This window comes from Cupriavidus sp. TMH.W2 (genome assembly GCF_050847365.1).
Taxonomy (GTDB): domain Bacteria; phylum Pseudomonadota; class Gammaproteobacteria; order Burkholderiales; family Burkholderiaceae; genus Cupriavidus.
This window is the reverse complement of sequence record NZ_CP193793.1, coordinates 2,652,022-2,672,119: the sequence shown is the minus strand read 5'-3', so window position 1 is coordinate 2,672,119 and position 20,098 is coordinate 2,652,022. Positions and strand designations below refer to the sequence as shown.

The following is a 20,098-nucleotide window of genomic DNA, read 5'->3' as shown; positions in this document are numbered from 1 at the left end:
ATTGGCGGGCTTCGGATTACCCGCCTTTGTACTCGAAGCGGCAAAGCTTGTCACGCAGAAACAGGTACGCAAGCGATTGCCTTGCCCATCGGGTTTTTGCAAGCCGGAGGATCCAATGGCTGGTCGCATGGTGGCGGACGGTGGGCAACCCGCCAGGGTTGTCCACGGTTCGCCAGCCATCAGCTACCAGTAAACGATACCGATACGGGTTAACTACTTGTAAACCGTATACATGCAGTTCAGGCCCTTGATTCTTAAGTGGAAAAGCGCCCTCCGCGAACCCGATTCTGCGCCGTTCCGTACCCGATTCAGCGAACGGCCGAACCCGTATCTGCGGCTGCCCGAACCCGTATCTGCGGCTGGCGCGAACCGGATTCTGCGGGGATAACCGGGGGCGTCCACAGGCTTTTCCACAGATGACGGGCCGCCAGCCGTACCCGTTTCTGCGCGACCGCGGCGGGTAAACCGCGTTTACGCGCAGGTTCCGGCCAAAAATCGGTGGATAACCTCGCGGCAAGGCGGTTATCCACGCAGAAACTAGTTCGCTTGCGGAGCGCCTTCAGGTCGCCTGTGGTGCCTGTGCGTACCCGTTTCTGCGTTACACCCCCTGAAAGCGTACCTGTTTCTGCGTCGGACCCGAATCGGGCCTTCCGGACAGCCTGCCGTACCCGTTTCTGCGGCGTACCCAATTCTGCGGTCCCGTCCAGCCGGAGGCATCCCGAACCAAGCGTACCCGTTTCTGCGTGCCTGTCCGGAGGTCGATGCCCTCAAAGCGTACCCAATTCTGCGTCGCCGCTATGCCGAAGCCAGGCGAACCGATCACCGAGTCTCCATAATACACCTTAATTATAGAAAAAGCTAGCGCTTACACTCTGCGTATACGTTGAGGCGATTGGATCCTGTGCTCCGTACCCGTTTCTGCCCAACTGCTGCCGGCGCTCCCCTCGTTTCGGGCCGTGGGCACACGAGGGTTGCACACCCGCGTACCCGATTCTGCGAACGCGAAGCCAGATGCGCCCGAGCCAATGCGTACCCGTTTCTGCGTGCGGGCCGATGGCGCTGGCATAGGCCAGTGGATTTTGCTTCGCAGCATCATGCGTACCCGTTTCTGCGTCCCGGCCGCAGGTCCGCCGTGTGGATAGATCGGGTGCGGCGTGCTGGCCAGCGAGCATCCGTCTTGACATGGATTAAGGCGCCAAAATCAGGGCGTACCCGTTTCTGCGTGCCGGCAGGGCGATTCAGGACTACCGAAAGAAGTTGGGCGTACCTGCTTCTGCGACGCCAGGCCCGTGCCGATCGGGCGGCGGCGTGCGCATGCGTACCCATTTCTGCGCAGCGGCAGAAAGCCCAGGTGAGCACGCGGCGCAACAATGCGTACCCGTTTCTGCGTACTGCCGGAGTGGGGAGGGGAAGGAAGACGGGGATCGCGCTGTCGAGCGGCGCGAGTCAGTGCCGGCCGCAGCCGCGTGCGCCGCGAGCATGGCCGGCCCCCTGCCGCCGGCAGGCGCGGCCCTCCTGGGGGGCGGTGGGAGGAGGAGAGGGAGGGGCGGTCGAACCGCCGCTGCGAAGCCGCCCGGCTATACGCGATACGGCGCGGGAAAACAAAAAAACCCCGCCATGTGGCGGGGTTTCACGCTGTTCGGCGCGCGCAAGGCGCGCCGGCGGTCAACGCTTACAGCGGGGTGATGTTCGCGGCCTGCAGGCCCTTCGGGCCGTTCTTGACTTCGAACTGCACGCGCTGGTTTTCCTGCAGCGACTTGAAGCCGTCGGCGCGGATTTCCGAGAAATGGGCGAAGAGATCGTCACCACCCGCGTCCGGCTTGATGAAGCCGAAGCCCTTGGCGTCGTTGAACCACTTGACGATACCGGTTTGCATGATTTGCTTTCCAGAAAAAGGACATAAAAGATCGCATGACGAAAACGTCATCCGACACGGGGAACTCAAGGAAAGGACACCATGGACAACCGAAGTACCAGACGGTGGCTAACGAATGAACTGTTGCCTCGTCGCTTGAATCTAGGCGGGTTTATACGGGGGAATGCCGCGACCGTCAAGATGGGAGCGCCCCCGATCCTGCTCTGGCATCGCGCGTGCGCGCCGTGGGATCATCACGCCTTTTGCATGTCGCTCATTCGTGCACAGCGTGGCGAAGCGGGGCCGGCCTGTACCAGAGTACGCTTGCCGCTTCATGGGGTGCAAGGCGGGACGGCCAGCCCGATCCGGGCCGCCCGGACAGCCCGTCGCGCCCCGCGCCACTCGCCGCGGACACGATAACGCTATCAGGAGACCATTCATGTCGATGCCGGAACCCGCTTCCAAGCCGGGCACGTCAACCGCAACTGCGGCGCAGGGCCAGCGCCAGGCCGCGCCTTCGCTGATCGAACGTGTATTCAGGCTGCGCGAGCACCAGACCGATGTCCGTACCGAGATCCTCGCAGGCATCACCACGTTCCTGACGATGGCTTACATCATCTTCGTCAATCCCTCGATCCTCGGCGATGCGGGCATGCCCAAGGACGCGGTGTTCGTCGCCACCTGCGTGGCCGCGGCCATCGGCACCCTGATCATGGGTTTCTACGCGAATTACCCGATCGCGATGGCGCCGGGCATGGGCCTGAATGCCTATTTCGCCTATACGGTGGTCAAGGGCATGGGCTTCCCGTGGGAGGCCGCGCTCGGCGCGGTCTTTATCTCCGGCTGCCTGTTCCTGCTGGTGACGCTGTTCCGCGTGCGCGAGATGATCGTCAACGGCATTCCGCATTCGATCCGCGTGGCGATCACCGCGGGCATCGGGCTGTTCCTGGCGATCGTTGCGCTGAAGAACGCCGGCATCGTCGCCGCGAGCGCGGCCACGCTGGTGACCATCGGCGACCTGCACCAGCCGTCGGCGGTGCTGGCCATCATCGGCTTCTTCGTGATCGTGGCGCTGGACCACCTGCGCGTGAAGGGCGCGATCCTGATCGGCATCCTGCTCACCACGCTGCTGAGCTTCGCGTTTGCCGGCAACACGTTTCACGGGGTCTTTTCCACACCGCCGTCGCTCACCCCGACGCTGTTCAAGCTCGATATTTCCGCGGCGCTGTCGATCGGCATCATCAATGTGGTGCTGGTGTTCTTCCTGGTGGAGCTGTTCGATGCCACCGGCACGCTGATGGGCGTGGCCAACCGCGCGGGCCTGCTCAAGGCCGGCAAGATGGACCGGCTGAACAAGGCGCTGATGGCCGACAGCACCGCGATCATGGCGGGCTCGTTCCTGGGCACGTCGTCCACGACCGCGTATATCGAAAGCGCGTCCGGCGTGCAGGCGGGCGGGCGCACCGGCCTGACGGCGGTGACGGTGGCGGTGCTGTTTCTTGCGGCGCTGTTCATTGCGCCGCTGGCGGGCACGGTGCCGGCCTATGCCACAGCGCCCGCGCTGCTGTATGTGTCCTGCCTGATGTTGCGCGAGCTGCTGGAGATCGACTGGAACGACGTCACCGAGGTCGTGCCCGCGGTGATGACCGCGCTGGGCATGCCGTTCACATATTCGGTCGCCAACGGTGTCGCGTTCGGCTTTATCAGCTACGCCGTGCTCAAGCTGCTGACCGGGCGCGCGCGCGGCGTGCCGGTGATGGTGTGGATCATCGCCGCGGTGTTCATCTTCAAGTTCTACTATCTGCCGGGGCACTGAGCGCTGGCCGGCGGGTGGCAGCCGGATGGATGCGGAAGGGCGGCGCTGGCTGTAATGCCGTTCAGTTAAGGTCTCAAGCCCTACCGTCATTCCCGCGCAGGCGGGAATCCAGCGTCTTTCACGTCCCCTTCGGGGATGAAGTCACTGGGTTCCCGCCAGCGCGGAAACGACAGTCGCCAACTGAACGGCATTACGGCGCTGGCTGCCCTGTTTTCATGGCGCAATGATGTCGCCTCGACGGCGCTCCGATGACAGGGACCCGTCGCCCGTACTGTTTCTGCGTGCCGTTGACGGAGGCTCCCGATTGCCCGGCGTACCTGTTTCTGCGTGCTTGTTCAGGTGGCCAGGTTCGTGGCGCCTGACCCTGACCCGCCACACGTGGGGTGTCAAAGCGTACTCGTTTCTGCGTAATATGGTTGGGCCATCGGGCTGGGCGCAAAGCGCGAGGGGTGCGTTTGCCAGCGCATCCGCAAGTGTGCGCGGGGGCTCATACCAAAGGATGAGATTGGCTGTAAGTCACCCACACGGGGCTGGACAAACCGCCGCAAATGCACTGAACTATAGACGTGGCAAAGAGGGGCGCGGCAAGCGCCCCTTCTTGACTCCGGTGCATGCGGCAGGATGCCGGAGCAGACCGAAATCGCTTCGACACCGTCCGCCGGATCCGGGGACCTTTCGGGATCAGACCGCCAGCAAAGGCGGCGTGGGCCACCATCCGGGAGCGTGCGGAAAATACGCGCGCCACGCAGAAAAGAAAAGTCCAAGACTGACAAGTGGTAACCGCAGACGTGTAGTGCCGGGGGATGTTGTTCAACGGGGATCATCATGACCGCAGGAGAAATCCGGCGACCCGCCATCGGGCCTGTCAGGGAGTCCAGTAACCAATCCATCCGATCCATCCATCATGCCTGGGCTGCCGTGGGGGAAGCCGCAGGCGAAGTGCCCGCCAGGCGGGCCGTGCGCGAGTCCGCCACCGCCGATTTGGACGCCCTGCTTGCCGACGGCAGCGAACTGAGCGTCAGCGCCCGTGCGGCCGTGGCAAACCTGTTGCGCCGCCATCGTTTGCTCGAAGGAGAGCTGGCGCGCCAGCGCTCGCTGCTGCAGGAATGGATGCTGAGCCAGCTGACCTACAAGACGCTCTACTTTCAGTATTCCGGCCAGTCGCCGCAGGCGCCGCGCGTGGAACTGATGCGCGAGAAGGAGGCGGTGCGGCGGCGCATCCGCGAGCAGCTCCAGCCAGGCACGGATTATCCGGGCGCGCCTGACGAAGCATCCCGCAGTCTGTCCAGCTCGTGACACCGACGTCGACCGCGGGAGCATGCCCGCTGCCAGTTCAGCCCCACCGACCGCCACGGCCGCGCGCCGCGTCGGCGGCCACGGGTGCCCGAACCAAGAACAAGCCTAACGTCCGGGAGATCGTGATGGACCGACTGTGCAAGGCGTCACGCACTGCACAGATCGTGGTCGTGTCGCGTCATGAAGATTTTGGTTTTGACCTGTCCGGTAGCGGTACCGAATGGGAAATCCGCCGCGTGCAGCAGATTCGCGACGCCGAGCGCGTGGTGCGCGCCTGCCCGCCAACGGCTGGCGTGATCGACCTGCAGTCCGAGTATAGCGAGGCCGAGGTCGCGCAACTCGAACAGGCGCTGCAGCACCTGCATGTCACCTGGGTCGCCATCACCTCTGATGCGATGCTTGCGCATGAGCGCGTGCGCCAGCTGATTCGCGATTACTGTGTCGATTACGTGCGCATGCCGTTCTCGATGCCGGATCTGCTGTACACGCTGCGGCATGCGCAGGGCATGGCGTTGCTGCATGGCACGCGTCCACAGGAGAGCGCGTCGCGCGGCACCATGATCGGCGAATGCGCCGCCATGCGGGCGATGTTCCGCTCGCTGGCCAAGGTGGCGCACAACGAAGCGCCGGTCTTCATCTCCGGCGAGTCCGGCACCGGCAAGGAGCTGGCTGCGCAGGCGATCCACGAAGCGTCAAGCCGGCGCAAGGGCCCGTTCATCGCGATCAACTGCGGCGCGATTCCCTCGCACCTGGTGCAGTCCGAACTGTTCGGCTACGAGAAGGGCGCGTTCACCGGCGCGAATCAGCGCAAGATCGGCTGGATCGAGCAGGCGCAGGGCGGCACGCTGTTCCTGGACGAAATCGGCGACCTGCCGCTGGAAAGCCAGGTGGCGCTGCTGCGCTTCTTGCAGCAGGGCATGATCACCCGCCTGGGCGGACACCAGTCGATCCCGCTGAACCTGCGCATCATCTCGGCCACGCACGTGGACCTGGTGGCGGCGCAGACCGACGGGCGCTTCCGTTCGGACCTGTTCCACCGGCTGTGCGTGCTGACGCTGACCATCCCGGCGCTGCGCGAGCGCGGCGAAGACATCCTGCTGCTGGCCAACGCGGTGCTGGCCGAGCACGGGCACGAGGCGCACCGGCGCATCCGCGGCTTCTCCACCTGCGCCACACAGGCGATGATGCAATACGCCTGGCCGGGCAATGTGCGCGAGCTGATCAACCGCGTGCGCCGCGCCATCGTGATGACCGACAACCGCAAGATCACCGCCGAAGACCTGCAGCTGCATGGCGGGGCGGAGTTGCCGCGCAAGACCCTCGACGCGATCCGCGAAGAGGCCGAGCGCGAGGCAATTCGCACCGTGATGGCCAGCCACGGTTTTCACGTGGTGCCGGCCGCGCGCGAACTCAATGTGTCGCGCGTGACCCTGTACCGGCTCATGCACAAGCACAATATTCGTGTGGAGAGCCACGCGGCCGGCGAATAGAAGAGGTGCAACAGGGGCAGACCGATGCCAGGCGGTACCGGTCTGTTCCGAGGCGCCTGTGGGAAAGGGGAAGCGCCGACGTCCGCCCGCCGCTTCCGCCTTTCCCCGTGCCGGCTGGCACGTCAGCGCACAACCCCCAGGGGCCGCGCGGCCCCCGTCCCGCCCGCGAACCCGCCAGTGGGCGCTTGCGCGGACCCCGAGGCGAGGTTCATGCTGATCTTGCCGCGCGCAGGGCGCGGCAACCCGCTTTCATCTGGCTGGCGCCACGGCACGACGTCGCGGCAGCGCAGGCTGTCGCGCGCGTGCCGCTCGGTCTGCGGCAGCGCGTCGCCGACCGGCGTGTCCGGGGACAACTGCAGTTCCCCCCAGGCCCAGCCGAAGCCGCGCACATAGACATCGTTGCTGACGGCGGCGTGGCTGTTGGCGCTGGCTGCGTCGGGGAGGTCGAACCACGCATAGCTGGCCCCGGCCGCACCGCTCGAGCAGACGGCCAGCGCGACGGCAAGCATGACGGCTTTCATGTCCACGCCTCCCTGTGGAAAAAAAAGGTGACCGCCGGGGGACGGAGCACCAAATTCTCGCGGATACGCTGGCTCGCGTGCCCGTTTGTTCCTTGTCCGCGGCATTGCCGTGCCGGCAGCTAAGCGCGCCGCTTGCCCTCATGGCGGCGAAACGCAAGCCTGGCCTGCGCGGGTCCCCGGGTCGCCGCGCAGGCGGCACCTTGGGCGGCACGCGCAACCTGCGGCGCGCGCGCGCGCGGATAGGGCAGCAGCGGCGACGACAGCAAGTCCACCTCTGACGGCGGCGGGCCGGCCAGGCGGTAAGCGCGCCGGCGAGCCGTCATGCGGGAGGGGGGATGACGCATGGCTGGGTTTCTCCTGCGTGCAAGGTTGGATCTGAACAGAGGCGGGCGCAGGCAAGCCAGCCCTTGCCGGAGGCAGAGCGACAAGTGTGCCAAGGACCGCAAAGGCTTGTGCCATGCGGGTTTGCAGACCGCACCGTACAGCCGGGCGCGCGCCGGAGCGCGGTGGCGGACCAATTGGTTTCGCCGTTGCAACGCGGTTGGCGCGCCTGGCGGCCACGCCGGCACGGCGTGGGACGCCATTTGCGCGCACTGGGTGGACGATTGCCCCACCGCACGGCGCCTCTCGCCATGGTCTTGCAACCCGTTGCACGCTTGAAACAGGCGTTACATCAGTCTTGCCCCCAGGGTTGGTGCGCGAATCGGAACTGAGGCCCAGATCACGCTGGCGTCGCCACGCAGAAACGGGTACGCCCTGGGGATGCCGGCGAGCGTGGTGTCAGCGTGGCTGGCCCGATGCGGAGGCGTGTGGGGCGTCAGGGGCAGTGGGCGTGGCGGGCGTGGCCGGCGCACCCGGGAGGGCGCTGGACGCGGTGCCGGAGATGGGCTTGGGACCCGGCTGGCTGCGTTCGCAGCCGGCGCAGCCCAGCACTGCGACGATCATCAGCACGGCCGCGGGGCGTGTGCGGAGATTGCAGGTCACGGGTGCCTCCTTGCGCCGGCGCGCTGGCATCGGATGCGCCGGCAGGTTTGCCTAGTCTAACTGTAGCAGGTCGTCCCCGGGGCGCAGCCCGGTGCGCCGGTCAGGGCGTCGCCCCGTGCTTCCGATTGGGCAACCCGCGCAATGCGCAGTATGATGAACGCAGAGTCCGCCACACACACCGCGCCACGCAGGCAGGCGCAACGCACACGCGCTCCGCACGCGGATCGCGCCAGCACAAGGCCGTGACCGACAAGACCGATCCCCCGTCCTCTCCTGCCGCCAGCGTGCCGCAGCCGCGCAAGCTTCGCCCGCACTGGCTGCCCGACCGCCACACCGGCACGCGCACGTTGCGCGTGGTCGGCGCCGCCATCAACCAGTGGTTCGCGCACCGCGCCGCCAGCAAAGGCGCCGCGCTGTCTTTCTACATGCTGTTCTCGCTGGCGCCGGTCCTGGTGCTGGTGATCTCGATCGCCGGATTGTTCTTCGGCGCCGAGGCGGCGCGCGGCGAAATTTTCACGCAGCTTAAAGACCTGGTGGGCGACCAGGGCGCCGCCGCCATCCAGGAAATACTCGCCGCCACGCACCGCGCCGGCGGCAGCGGCATGGCGGCACTGATCGCGACAGGCATCCTGTTCGTGGGCGCCACCAGTGCCTTTGCCGAACTCAAGAGCAGCCTGGATGACATCTGGCATGTGCCGGTGCCCGCAACGGCCGGCTGGCAGCAACTGCTGCGCACGCGCCTGCTGTCGTTCAGCCTGGTGCTGGTGCTGGCCTTCATGCTGCTGGTGTCCCTGATCGTCAATGCCGCGCTGGCGGTGATCGAGCGGCTCTGGGGCCAGTTATGGACGCAGTCGTGGTTTGCGCCGGTGGCCGATGTGATTTCCACGCTGTTTTCCTTTGCCGTGGTGACCGCGCTGTTCGCCGTGATCTTCAAGATGCTGCCCAATGCACGCATCGCCTGGCGCGACGTGACCATGGGTGCGGTCATCACCGCGCTGCTGTTCTCAGCCGGCAAGCGGCTGATCGGCCTGTACCTGGGCAATAGCGCCGTGGCTTCGTCGTACGGCGCTGCGGGCTCGGTGGTGGCGCTGATGCTGTGGGTGTATTATTCGGCACAGATTTTCTTTTTCGGCGCCGAACTGACGCGCCAGTACGCGCTGCAGTTCGGCAGCCTGCGCGGCAAGCCGGCGGACAAGCTGGCCGAATAGGCGGGGGCCTGAACAGGCCCTCGGGACAGCGCAAATCCCGTAGCGGCGCCCAAACCGGTAAAATAACGCCCCATTCCCTTCGCGTGCCCGCAGTGCCCGGCCCCGTCGCCGCCTGCGGCGCTGCCGGTCCTGGTCCCGGCCACCCGCCGGGCCATCCAATATTTCCCAGTCAAACTCCGCTGCCGTGAGCTCGCTCGTTTCTGAAATTGCGCGTCGACGCACCTTCGCCATCATCTCCCACCCGGACGCGGGCAAGACCACCCTGACCGAAAAGCTGCTGTGGTTCGGCGGCGCCATCCAGGTCGCGGGCGAGGTGCGCGCGCGCAAGGCCGACCGCCATGCCACCTCCGACTGGATGGAGCTGGAAAAGCAGCGCGGCATCTCGGTGACCTCCTCGGTGATGCAGTTCCCCTACCGCCGTGACACCCGGGACGGCAAGGCGCAGGAGAACATCGTCAACCTGCTCGACACGCCGGGGCACGAGGACTTCTCCGAAGACACCTACCGCACGCTGACCGCGGTGGACTCCGCGGTGATGGTGATCGACTCCGTCAACGGCGTGGAAGCGCAGACCATCAAGCTGCTCAACGTCTGCCGCCTGCGCGACACGCCCATCCTGACCTTCATCAACAAGCTTGACCGCGAGGGCCGCTCGCCGATCGAGCTGCTCGACGAGATCGAGGACGTGCTGCAGATCCAGTGCGCGCCGATGACCTGGCCGATCGGCATGGGCAAGGCTTTCCGCGGCGTCTACCACCTGATCGACGACAAGGTGCAGCTGTTCGACCCGCATGGCGACAAGGGCACGGCCGCGATCCTGGACGGGCTGGACAATCCGGAACTGGACCGCATCCTGGGCAGCCAGGCCGAAGAGCTGCGCATCGAGATCGAACTGGTGCGCGGCGCCTCGCATACCTTCGACAAGGAAGCTTTCCTCAACGGCAAGCAGACCCCGGTCTACTTTGGCTCGGCCATCAATAACTTCGGCGTGCAGTCGCTGCTGGACGCGCTGTGCGAACTGTCGCCGCCGCCGCTGGCGCGCAATACGGATTCGCGCGTGGTCGAGCCGCAGGAGCCCAGGTTTACCGGCTTCGTCTTCAAGATTCAGGCCAATATGGACCCGCGCCACCGCGACCGCATCGCCTTCGTGCGCGTGTGCTCGGGCCGCTTCGAGCGCGGCATGAAGCTGCTGCACGTGTCGGCGGGCAAGACCGTGGCGATCAACAACGCCATCACCTTCATGGCGCAGGACCGCAATACCACGGAAGAGGCCTATGCCGGCGACATCATCGGCGTGCCCAACCACGGCACCATCCGCCTGGGCGATGTCTTCACCGAGGGCGAGCCGCTCAAGTTCACCGGCATCCCGTCGTTCGCGCCGGAATTCTTCCGCCGCGCGCGCCTGAACAACCCGCTCAAGGTCAAGCAGCTGCAAAAGGGCTTGCAGCAGCTGGCGGAGGAGGGCGCCACGCAGATGTTCCGCCCGCTTGCCTCCAACGACCTGGTGCTGGGTGCCGTGGGCATCCTGCAGTTCGATGTGGTCGCGCACCGCCTCGAGCACGAGTACGGTGTCGACGCCATCTTCGAATCGCATGAATGCGCGACCGCGCGCTGGCTCAAGGGCACCCCCGCGGAGATCGAGAAGCTGATCGCCAAGGCGGGACATAACGTGGCGCTGGATGGGGCCGGCGACCATGTTTACCTGGCGCCGAGCATGGTGAACCTGCGCCTGACGCAGGAGCGGTTCCCGGAGCTGCAATTCCTGGAGACGCGCGAGATCGTTTGATCGCGCTGCGCATGCAAAGCAAAACGGCTCGCCATTGCGAGCCGTTTTGCTTGCCGGGTGCTGGCACCCCGCTACTGGGCGCCCGAATCCGAAAGGGCACGGCGACTCGGATATCTCACCGCTTTTTGGTGTGCGTTTGTGCCCATCTGTATGCAGGTATTAAGCATGCGCTTTAGAATCTCCCCTTTGTGCACCGCAAACCCTGGTCGCGCGTCCACAGTGGCACCGTGGCCCGGGGCGGTGCGCAACAATCCCCGCCTCGCTCTCGCACCCATGTCTTCTCCTGCCACCGTCCCGGCCGCCGAGCCGGACAGCGTATTCCGCGACGCCGTTTTCCGCCGCTACTGGTTCGCGCGCCTGTGTACCACCATTGGCTACCAGATCTTTACCGTGGCAGTGGGCTGGCAGATGTACGACCTGACGCGCGACCCGCTGATGCTGGGCATGGTCGGGCTGGTGCAGTTCCTGCCGTCGGTGGGGCTGATCCTGATGTCGGGCCATGTGGCCGACCGCTTCGACCGGCGCCGGATCGTGCGCACCTGCCAGTCGATCGAGGCACTGCTGGCCGCGGGGATGGCGGCAGCCAGCCTGAACGGCTGGATCGACAGCCACTTCATCTTTGTTTTCGTCGCGCTGATCGGGGCCACGCGCGCGTTCGAGAATCCCACGCTGCAGGCGCTGCTGCCCAGCGTGGTGACGCCGCGCCTGCTGCCGCGCGCCGTGGCGCTGGCAAGCTCGGCCGGTCAGACCGCCATCATCATCGGCCCGGCCATCGGCGGCTTTGCCTATGTGGCAGGCCCGGGCATGGTGTACACGCTGAGCGCGACCCTGTTTGCGATCGCGGCCGTGCTGGTGAGCGGCATCACGCTGCGCCAGGCCGCGCAGCGGCTGACCGCGCCGGTCAGCGTGCGCACTGTCTTTGCCGGCTTTGCCTATATCCGCGGCCGCCCGGTGTTGCTGGGGGCGATCTCGCTGGACATGGTCGCGGTGCTGCTGGGCGGCGCCGCGGCGCTGTTGCCGATCTACGCGCGCGACATCCTGCATACCGGGCCCTGGGGCCTGGGGCTGCTGCGCTCGTCGCCGGCCATCGGCGCGCTCGCCATGGCGCTGTGGCTGGCGCGCCATCCGCTGAACCGGCGCGCCGGGCGCATCATGTTCGCCGCGGTGGCGGTGTTCGGGGTCGCCACGGTGGTGTTCGGCGTGTCGACCTGGCTGCCGCTGTCGATGGCGGCGCTGGTGGTGCTTGGGGCCTCGGACATGATCAGCGTGGTGGTGCGCTCCACGCTGGTCCAGCTCGATACGCCGGACGACATGCGCGGGCGCGTCGGCGCCGTCAACTCGGTCTTCATCGGCGCGTCCAACCAGTTGGGCGAGTTCGAGTCCGGCGTCACCGCGGCGCTCTTCGGCCCGGTGGGAGCGGTGATCCTGGGCGGCGTCGGCACGCTGCTGGTGGTGGCGGTGTGGATGCGCCTGTTCCCCGCGCTGGCGTCGCGCGACAAGCTGCACGACCACTCGGCCTGAGCGGCGCGCAAACGGACCGCGAACCACGCAAAGCGTACCCGTTTCTGCGTGCGCGGATTGGGGGCTGCGGGCGGTATAGTCGAGGCTCGCGCGCCAACTTTCGTCGCTGAAAGTGGCGCACGCCGACCCCGGCCGCACCCCTTCCAACGCCCGTAACCCATGTCCATGCCGACCGATCCGCTCCAGCGCCACGCGGTATTCGCCGCGCTCAGCGGCTCGCGCGCGTCGCTGGAGCGCGCCGCCGCGCTGGGCGATGGCCTGGGCGTGGCGCTGTGGCGCAACCGGTACGACAGCACCGGCTATGCGCAGCCCGGCCACCACACCATGTCGGTCTACCTGGAAGGCGGGCACGCCACTTACCGGCGCGACCAGCCCGGCAACAAGGGCGCGCCGGGCCGGCTGTGCCTGCTGCCCGCCGACCATGAGTCGCGCTGGCACGTGGGCGGCGCGCAGCGCTTCCTGCACCTGTACTTCCGCCCCGAATTCCTGGCCTGGCACTGCGTGCGCCTGCTCGACCGCGAGCCGCGCGCGGTGGCCTTGCGCGACCTGACCTTTGCCGACGATCCCTACCTGTTCGGCCTGAGCCAGCGGCTTGCCGCGCTGGACTGGGGCCAGCCCGACGCCCGCATGGCCGGCAATGCGCTGGCGCACGAGGCGGTCAGCCACCTGGTGCTGACCCACGCCGGGCGCGCCGCGCCGGCGGACTGGCGTGGCGGCCTGTCGGCGCAGGCCCGGCGCACCGTGCTCGACTGGATCGAGAGCCACCCCGGCGACAACCCCACACTGGGCGAACTGGCCGCCCTGGCCGGGCTGTCCGAGTTCCATTTCGCGCGCATGTTCCGGGTCTCGATCGGCATGCCGCCCCATGCCTGGATCCTGCGCGCGCGGCTGGAGCGGGCCCAGCGCCTGCTGGCCAACCCACGCCAACCGCTGCATGAGGTGGCCGCCCGCGCCGGGTTTGCCTCGGCCAGCCACCTGAGCCATCGCTTTCGCGCCACGTTCGGCGTGACGCCAGGCGTCTGGCGCGCGGGCGCGTCCCACGCTGCCAGCATCGGCTGATCCGGCGCCAGCCGTTACGGCGCAAGGCCTGGCGCCGATACCGCGGGACCCGCCCTGAAATCCCGGGAAACCAAATCCCGCTCCGCTTGTCCCCTTCTCTGTGGCGTTTTTTCTCTTTGTCAGTGATCGTCTGACATCACGCATTCAACATTCATTAATTTGTCAACTTGATGTTCGTGCATGGTGGCCGGAAGACGCCGCCGAACACCCGCTGCAGCACGCAGAAACGGGTACGCATTGCCAGCACCGTCAAGAACCCCGACAACAACCGCAAGCGGAGCCGCTCCCATGGACCTCAAATTCATCGATGCCAACAAAGTCGAGGCGGGCTGGACCTACCTGGTCCAGTTCGCCATCAACCAGGGCATGAACTGCCTGGCGGCGCTGCTGATCCTGATTGCCGGCTGGTGGCTGTCGGCCCGCGTCGCCACTGCGGCGCGGCGCGCGCTCAGCGGCACCCATGTCGATGCCACCATGCGCCCGCTGCTGTCCAACGCGCTGCAGTGGACGGTGCGCGTGCTGACCATCGTGCTGGTGCTGTCGCAATTTGGCGTGCAGACCGCCAGCATCATCGCCATGCTCGGCGCAGCGGGCCTGGCCATCGGGCTGGCGCTGCAGGGCACGCTGCAGAACATTGCCGCCGGCATCATGCTGGTGCTGCTGCGTCCGTTCCGCGTGGGCCAGTATATCGATGCGCAAGGCGTGGCCGGCACGGTTCGCGAAACCGGGCTCTTCATGACCGAGCTGACCACCTTCGACGGCGTTTGCCTGCGCGTGCCCAACGGCAAGCTGTGGGGCAGCGCCATCACCAACTACAGCGAGAACGCCACGCGGCGCGCGGACATCGAGTTCACCGTGACCTTCGACAGCGACGTGCAGCGCAGCCTGGAAGCGCTGCGCGCGATGCTGGCGCGCGAGCCGCGCCTGCTGGCCGAGCCCAGGCCCGAGACCATGGTGGTCAATTACACGCAGCAGGGCATCACGCTCAACGTGCGCTACTGGACCTCGAACGGCGACTACTGGAACGTACGCTTCGCGTTCTACGAGCGCATCAAGCACGTGCTGGAACAGGCAGGCAGCAAGCTGGCGGTGCCGATCCAGGAACTGCATGTGCCGGGCGCCGCCTCTGTACCTGAAGCGGTGAAGGTGGCCGACAGCACGCCATCGACCGGTGCCTCGCGCCCGGCTGGCGCGGCTCCGCGCCAGCCGGTGCAGCACCTGGGCTAGCCCTCCACCGGTGCGTGGCCTTTGGTGGCCTCGTTGGCCCCGGCGGCCGCATTGTCACCCTCGCTCTCGTCCGAAAACAGCGTGCAGGCACCGCTCTCCGCGGTGCTGACATGGCGGCGGAAGGTGGCGAACAGGTCGCGGCCCACGCCATGCCGATTGGCGCTCAAGTCCGGGCGGGCCGGCGCGCGCGCCTGCCATTCGTCATCCGGCACCAGCACGTCGAGCACGCCCGCGGGCGCATCGACGCGCATCATGTCGCCGCTGCGCACGCGTCCGATCGCCCCCCCGTGCAGCGCCTCGGGGCAGACATGGATGGCCGCCGGCACCTTGCCCGACGCGCCCGACATGCGCCCGTCGGTCACCAGCGCCACATGGAAGCCGCGGTCCTGCAGCACCGTCAGCGTGGGCGTGAGCTTGTGCAGCTCGGGCATGCCGCACGAGGCCGGGCCCTGCCACGGCAGCACCGCGACGAAGTCGCGTTCCAGCTCGCCGCGCTTGAACGCGTGCAGCACATCGTCCTGATGCGCGAACACGATTGCCGGTGCCTCGACCACCTGGTGCTCGGCCTTGACCGCCGAGGTCTTGATCACCGCGCGGCCCAGTTTGCCGTCCAGCAGCTTGATGCCGCCGTCCGGGGCGAAGGGCGCGTCGGCACCGCGCACGATGCTGTCGTCGAGCGGCGCGGCCGGGCCGTCGATCCATGTCAGCTTGCCGTCGCGCAGCACGGGTTCGCGCGTGTAGTCCTGCAACCCGTGGCCGACGATGGTGGTCACGTCGTCGTGCACGAGGCCGAGCGCCAGCAGCCCGCGGATCACCACCGGCAGGCCGCCGGCTGCCTGGAACTGGTTCACGTCGGCCTTGCCGTTCGGGTACACGCGCGCCAGCAGCGGCACCACGGCCGAGAGCTCGTCGAAGTCATCCCAGCTCAGCACGATGCCGGCCACGCGCGCCATCGCGATCAGGTGCAGGGTGTGGTTGGTGGAGCCGCCCGTGGCCAGCAGCCCGACGATGCCGTTGACGAAGGCGCGCTCGTCCAGCACCTCGGCCACCGGCGTATAGCGTTCGCCGCCGTGCACCAGCTTCAGCGCCTGGCGCGCGGCCTCTCGCGTCAGCGCTTCGCGCAGCGGCGTGTTGGGGTTGACGAAGGCCGTTCCCGGCAGGTGCAGGCCCATCATTTCCATCAGCATCTGGTTGGAATTGGCGGTGCCGTAGAAGGTGCAGGTGCCGGGGCCGTGATAGGAGCGGGTCTCGGCCTCGAGCAGTTCCTTGCGGCCGATCTTGCCTTCGGCGTAGCGCTGGCGCGTCTGCGCCTTCTCGTCGTTGCTGATGCCGGTGGTCATCGGCCCGCCCGGCACGAACACCGCCGGCAGGTGGCCGAAGGACAGCGCGCCCATCACCAGGCCGGGCACGATCTTGTCGCACACGCCCAGGTACAGCGCGGCATCGAACATCTGGTGCGACAGCGCCACGGCCGCGGCCAGCGCGATCACGTCGCGCGAGAACAGCGACAGGTCCATGCCGTCCTGACCCTGCGTGACGCCGTCGCACATCGCGGGCGTGCCGCCGGCAAACTGCGCGGTGCCGCCGGCCTCGAGCGCCGCTTCCTTGAGCCACTGCGGGAAGGCCGCCAGCGGCTGGTGCGCCGACAGCATGTCGTTGTAGGCCGAGACGATCGCCAGGTTGGGCCGCTCGTCGGCCTTGAGCCGGATCTTGGCGGCGTCCGGCATGGCGGCCACCGCGTGGGCCAGGTTGGTACAGGAAAGCTGCGCGCGTTCGACCTTCTGTCCGGCCATGGCGCGGGTGCGCTCAAGATACGCCTGGCGCGAGGCGGCGCTGCGGGAGACGATGCGGGCGGTGACCCGCTCGAGCACTGGATGACGTGGCATGGGGTTCTCCTGCGGGGGAGCTTTCAGCCTAGCGCACTTTGCCGCGCACCGCACGACCCCTGCGCGACGCACGCAGAAACGGGTACGCTTCGCGCTTCGGTCATGCACATGCCATGGCATGTGCCGCGGCCTGCGCCTCGCCAAGTGCTGGCGAGTCACGTAAACTGGCCACAACGCGCGCCTTCCATGGCGGGTCTTCCACGCTAAAGGAGTTCAGGGTGAGCATGCCTGATTTCGACATGGTGCTGTTCGGCGGCACCGGCGACCTGGCGCGGCGCAAGCTGCTGCCTTCCCTGTTCGATGCGCACCACGCGGGCCTGCTGCATCCGGCCGCGCGCATCCTCGCCACCGGCAGCCAGCCGCTCTCTACCGCGGACTACCTCGCCTCGCTGGAGCAGACCGTGCGTCCCGCGCTGGCCCATGCGCCGCCGGAGTCATGGGACCGGTTCTGCGCGCGTATCGTCTACGTGCAGGCTGATGCACGCGTGCCGGCGCATTTCGATGCACTGGCCGGGCAGGTGCTCGCACGCAAGCCAGAAGTGGTGGTGTGCTATCTGGCCACGGCGCCGCACCTGTTCGTGTCAATCTGCGAGCAGCTGGCACGCACCGGCCTGAATACGCGCCAGGCGCCCAACGTCCGCATCGTGCTGGAAAAGCCGCTGGGGCATGACCTCGAATCGAACGAGGCCATCAACTCGGCGGTGGCGAAGTTCTTCGCCGAAGAGCAGATCTACCGCATCGACCACTACCTGGGCAAGGAGTCGGTGCAGAACCTGATGGCGATCCGCTTCGGCAACGCGCTGTTCGAGCCGCTGTGGCGGCGCGAGTGGGTGCAGGACGTGCAGATCACCATCGCCGAAGAACTGGGCGTGGAAACGCGCGGCGACTTCTACGACCGCACCGGCGCGCTGCGCGACATGGTGCAGAACCACCTGCTGCAGCTCCTGTGCATGGTGGCGATGGAGCCGCCGGCCAGCCTCAGCGAAGACGCCATCCGCGACGAGAAGATCAAGATCCTGAAGGCGCTCAGGCCGATCACGCCGCAGGACGTGGCCGAAAAGACCGTGCGCGGCCAGTACAAGTCGGGCGCCATCGGCGGCAAGCCGGTGCCGGGCTACCTCGACGAAGCGGGCATTGCGGCCGACAGCCGCACCGAGACCTTTGTCGCGATCAAGGCCGAGATTGCCAACTGGCGCTGGGAAGGCGTGCCGTTCTACCTGCGCACCGGCAAGCGCATGCAGTCGCGCGTGGCCGAGATCGTGATCCATTTCCGCGACGTGCCGCACGCGATCTTCCCGCGGCCGCTGACGCTGTCGCCGCAGAACCGGCTGGTGATCCAGCTGCAGCCCGAGGAAAGCATCCGCCTGTACTGCCTGGTCAAGCAGCCCGGCGACACGCTGGAACTGACGCCGACCTCGCTCGACCTGGACTTCGCCAACTCGTTCAAGGTGCGCCGCGCCGGCGCCTACGAACGGCTGCTGCTGGACGTGATCCGCGGCCGGCTGGGCCTGTTCGTGCGCCGCGACGAGCAGGTGCAGGCCTGGCGCTGGGTCGAACCCATCATCGATACCTGGGAAGCCAGCACCGTGCCGCCCAAGCCCTATACCGCCGGCACCTGGGGGCCGGCCGCGTCGTCGGCGCTGATGTCGCGCGACGGCGGGCTGTGGCACGAGGAAGCCTGAGCCATGCGCACGCAGAATCGCCAAGGAAACCATCATGCGCCTGTTTGAACATCCCACCGCCATGGACCAGGCCGAAGCGCTGGCCATCTCCATCGGCAATGCGCTGGAGCTCGCCATCCGCGTCAAGGGCTGGGCGGTGCTGGCCGTCTCGGGCGGACGCTCGCCCGTGGCAATGTTCGAGCGGCTGCGCCATCGGCACGTGCGCTGGGAAGCGGTGACCATCACGCTGGTCGACGAGCGCGTGGTGCCGCCCGACCACGCGGACAGCAACGCCGCCCTGGTGCGCGCGCACCTGCTGCGCGAAGCCGCCGCGAGTGCCGCCTTCGTGCCGCTGATTGCCGATGCGCAGGACGTTGCCGCTCCCGCGCAGGCGGTGGCGCGCGCCAACAGCGCCTTTCGCCAGCCCGACGTGGTCGTGCTGGGCATGGGCGAGGACGGCCATACCGCCTCGCTGTTCCCGGATGCGCCTGAACTGCAGAGCGCGCTGAGCGAGCCCCAGCCGGGCTACGGGATCACGCACCCGTCGGTCGCGCCGCATGCCCGCATCACGCTGAACCTGGCGGCGCTGCTGGCCGCCGAGCGCGTGTTCCTGTCGGTGTCCGGCGCGGCCAAGGCCGAGGTGTTCGAACGCGCCCTGCAGGGCCCGACGCCGGCCTTGCCGGTCAGCCTGGTGCTGTCGCGGCACCGGCACGGGTTAGACGTGTTCAGGACCTGACCGCGCTGAATCCCAAGAGGAGCGATACCCGACGCCATGGCCACCACTGCATCCTCCCTTGCTGACTTTCCCCGCCTGCTCGGCGATATCGGCGGCACCAACGTGCGTTTTGCCCTGGAAACCGCGCCCATGCAGATCGGGCCGGTGTCTGCGCTGAAGGTGGCCGATTTTCCGTCGCTGGAAGCCGCGTTGGGCCAGTTCCTCGACGGCCTCGCCGCCTCGGGACGGCCCGCGCCGCGCCACGCGGCGATCGGCCTGGCCAACCCGGTGACCGGCGACCAGGTCCGTCTTACCAACCACAACTGGTCGTTCTCGATCGACGGCATGCGGCGCGCGCTCGGGCTGCAGACGCTGGTGGCCATCAACGACTTCACCGCGCTGGCGCTGGCGCTGCCGCACCTGCCTGCCGCCGGGCTGGCGCAGGTGCGTGCCGGCGCCGCCGTGCGCACCGCGCCGCTGGCGCTGGTCGGGCCCGGCACCGGGCTGGGCGTCTCCGGCCTGGTGCCGGCGCCGGGCGGGCAGGCCGTGGCGCTGGCCGGAGAAGGCGGCCATATCGAGCTGATGCCGGATACTGACGACGAATGGGTGGCGTGGCGCGCGGCGCATCGCAACGTCGGCCGGGTCTCGGCCGAGCGGCTCCTGAGCGGCAGCGGCCTGTCGCACATCCATGCCGCACTGGCCGCAGAAACGGGTACGCTTTTGCTCGCGCCGCTGTTGCCGGCGCAGGTCACCACGGGTGCCTTCGAGCGCAACGACCCGCTGTGCCAGCGCGCCATGGCCGTATTCTTCGGCTTGCTCGGCTCGGTTGCCGCCGACATCGCGCTGGTGCTCGGTGCGCGCGGCGGGGTCTACCTGGGCGGCGGCATCCTGCCGCGCTTCGTGCCCGCACTGCAGGCCTCGGTGTTCGCCGAACGCTTCATCGCCAAGGGCCGCATGCGCGGCTGGCTCGAGGCCGTGCCGGTCCATGTCATCATCGCCAGCCATCCGGCGCTGCCGGGGCTGGCGCAAGCGCTGGCCGAGCGTCTCGGCGGCGCAGTCCGGAACGGCTAGCC

General features: G+C 67.6%; 16 protein-coding genes. 11 read left to right on the top strand and 5 right to left on the bottom strand.

All coding sequences use genetic code 11. The features are described from left to right. Positions 1 to 1,672: 1,672 nt before the first annotated feature. Complete coding sequence (locus ACREYQ_RS29535; protein ID WP_010811149.1) at positions 1,673 to 1,876, bottom strand: cold-shock protein; 204 nt, start codon at positions 1,874 to 1,876, stop codon at positions 1,673 to 1,675. 418 nt (positions 1,877 to 2,294) lie between these two features. On the opposite strand from ACREYQ_RS29535, the gene ACREYQ_RS29530 reads away from it, so the two are divergent. From ACREYQ_RS29530 to ACREYQ_RS29520, 3 genes are all read left to right on the top strand, one after another. Continuing rightward, on the top strand, positions 2,295 to 3,671 hold the full coding sequence (locus ACREYQ_RS29530) for an NCS2 family permease (protein WP_432261505.1): 1,377 nt from the start codon (positions 2,295 to 2,297) through the stop codon (positions 3,669 to 3,671). An 825-nt stretch (positions 3,672 to 4,496) separates the two neighbouring features. Continuing rightward, positions 4,497 to 4,967, top strand: coding sequence for a hypothetical protein (locus ACREYQ_RS29525; protein WP_432261504.1), 471 nt, complete (start codon positions 4,497 to 4,499; stop codon positions 4,965 to 4,967). Positions 4,968 to 5,092: 125 nt separating this feature from the next. Next, complete coding sequence (locus tag ACREYQ_RS29520) at positions 5,093 to 6,457, top strand: sigma 54-interacting transcriptional regulator (protein WP_432261503.1); 1,365 nt, start codon at positions 5,093 to 5,095, stop codon at positions 6,455 to 6,457. Positions 6,458 to 6,579: 122 nt separating this feature from the next. On the opposite strand, the gene ACREYQ_RS29515 is transcribed toward ACREYQ_RS29520, so the two are convergent. The 3 genes from ACREYQ_RS29515 to ACREYQ_RS29505 all read right to left on the bottom strand — a co-directional run bounded on the left by ACREYQ_RS29515 (position 6,580) and on the right by ACREYQ_RS29505 (position 7,962). Further along, positions 6,580 to 6,978, bottom strand: a complete 399-nt coding sequence (locus ACREYQ_RS29515; RefSeq protein ID WP_432261502.1) for a hypothetical protein — start codon at positions 6,976 to 6,978, stop codon at positions 6,580 to 6,582. Between the two features lie 119 nt (positions 6,979 to 7,097). Next, on the bottom strand, positions 7,098 to 7,322 hold the full coding sequence (locus tag ACREYQ_RS29510; RefSeq protein WP_432261501.1) for a hypothetical protein: 225 nt from the start codon (positions 7,320 to 7,322) through the stop codon (positions 7,098 to 7,100). A gap of 436 nt (positions 7,323 to 7,758) precedes the next feature. Next, complete coding sequence (locus tag ACREYQ_RS29505; protein ID WP_432261500.1) at positions 7,759 to 7,962, bottom strand: hypothetical protein; 204 nt, start codon at positions 7,960 to 7,962, stop codon at positions 7,759 to 7,761. A 284-nt stretch (positions 7,963 to 8,246) separates the two neighbouring features. Between ACREYQ_RS29505 and ACREYQ_RS29500 the strand changes: the two genes are divergently transcribed. The 5 genes from ACREYQ_RS29500 (at position 8,247) to ACREYQ_RS29480 (ending at position 14,763) form a co-directional block, all read left to right on the top strand. Next, positions 8,247 to 9,170: a YihY/virulence factor BrkB family protein gene (locus ACREYQ_RS29500; protein ID WP_432262687.1), complete on the top strand. Its 924-nt coding sequence runs from the start codon at positions 8,247 to 8,249 to the stop codon at positions 9,168 to 9,170. Between the two features lie 184 nt (positions 9,171 to 9,354). Beyond that, a complete protein-coding gene (locus ACREYQ_RS29495) occupies positions 9,355 to 10,956 on the top strand; it encodes a peptide chain release factor 3 (protein WP_432261499.1) in 1,602 nt (533 codons plus the stop codon). Positions 10,957 to 11,229: 273 nt separating this feature from the next. Beyond that, entirely contained in the window at positions 11,230 to 12,477 is a 1,248-nt protein-coding gene (locus ACREYQ_RS29490) for an MFS transporter (RefSeq protein WP_432261498.1), read from the top strand. A gap of 159 nt (positions 12,478 to 12,636) precedes the next feature. Next, positions 12,637 to 13,536 carry a helix-turn-helix domain-containing protein gene (locus ACREYQ_RS29485; protein WP_432261497.1) on the top strand — a complete coding sequence of 300 codons (900 nt, stop codon included), beginning with the start codon at positions 12,637 to 12,639 and terminating at the stop codon, positions 13,534 to 13,536. 288 nt (positions 13,537 to 13,824) lie between these two features. Continuing rightward, positions 13,825 to 14,763 (top strand): mechanosensitive ion channel family protein, encoded by a 939-nt coding sequence (locus ACREYQ_RS29480; protein ID WP_432261496.1) that lies wholly within the window; start codon positions 13,825 to 13,827, stop codon positions 14,761 to 14,763. On the opposite strand, the gene edd is transcribed toward ACREYQ_RS29480, so the two are convergent. Next, entirely contained in the window at positions 14,760 to 16,649 is a 1,890-nt protein-coding gene (edd, locus tag ACREYQ_RS29475; protein WP_432261495.1) for a phosphogluconate dehydratase, read from the bottom strand. The genes ACREYQ_RS29480 and edd overlap by 4 nt on opposite strands. Before the next feature lie 224 nt (positions 16,650 to 16,873). Between edd and zwf the strand changes: the two genes are divergently transcribed. From zwf to glk, 3 genes are read left to right on the top strand one after another with little or no spacing between them, the layout of a single operon-like run. Further along, the gene (gene zwf / locus ACREYQ_RS29470) at positions 16,874 to 18,331 is read left to right on the top strand and encodes a glucose-6-phosphate dehydrogenase (protein WP_432261494.1); all 1,458 of its coding nucleotides are present in this window, start codon (positions 16,874 to 16,876) and stop codon (positions 18,329 to 18,331) included. 34 nt (positions 18,332 to 18,365) lie between these two features. Continuing rightward, positions 18,366 to 19,046, top strand: coding sequence for a 6-phosphogluconolactonase (pgl, locus tag ACREYQ_RS29465; RefSeq protein ID WP_432261493.1), 681 nt, complete (start codon positions 18,366 to 18,368; stop codon positions 19,044 to 19,046). A gap of 36 nt (positions 19,047 to 19,082) precedes the next feature. Continuing rightward, complete coding sequence (glk, locus tag ACREYQ_RS29460) at positions 19,083 to 20,096, top strand: glucokinase (RefSeq protein WP_432261492.1); 1,014 nt, start codon at positions 19,083 to 19,085, stop codon at positions 20,094 to 20,096. Positions 20,097 to 20,098 lie beyond the last annotated feature (2 nt).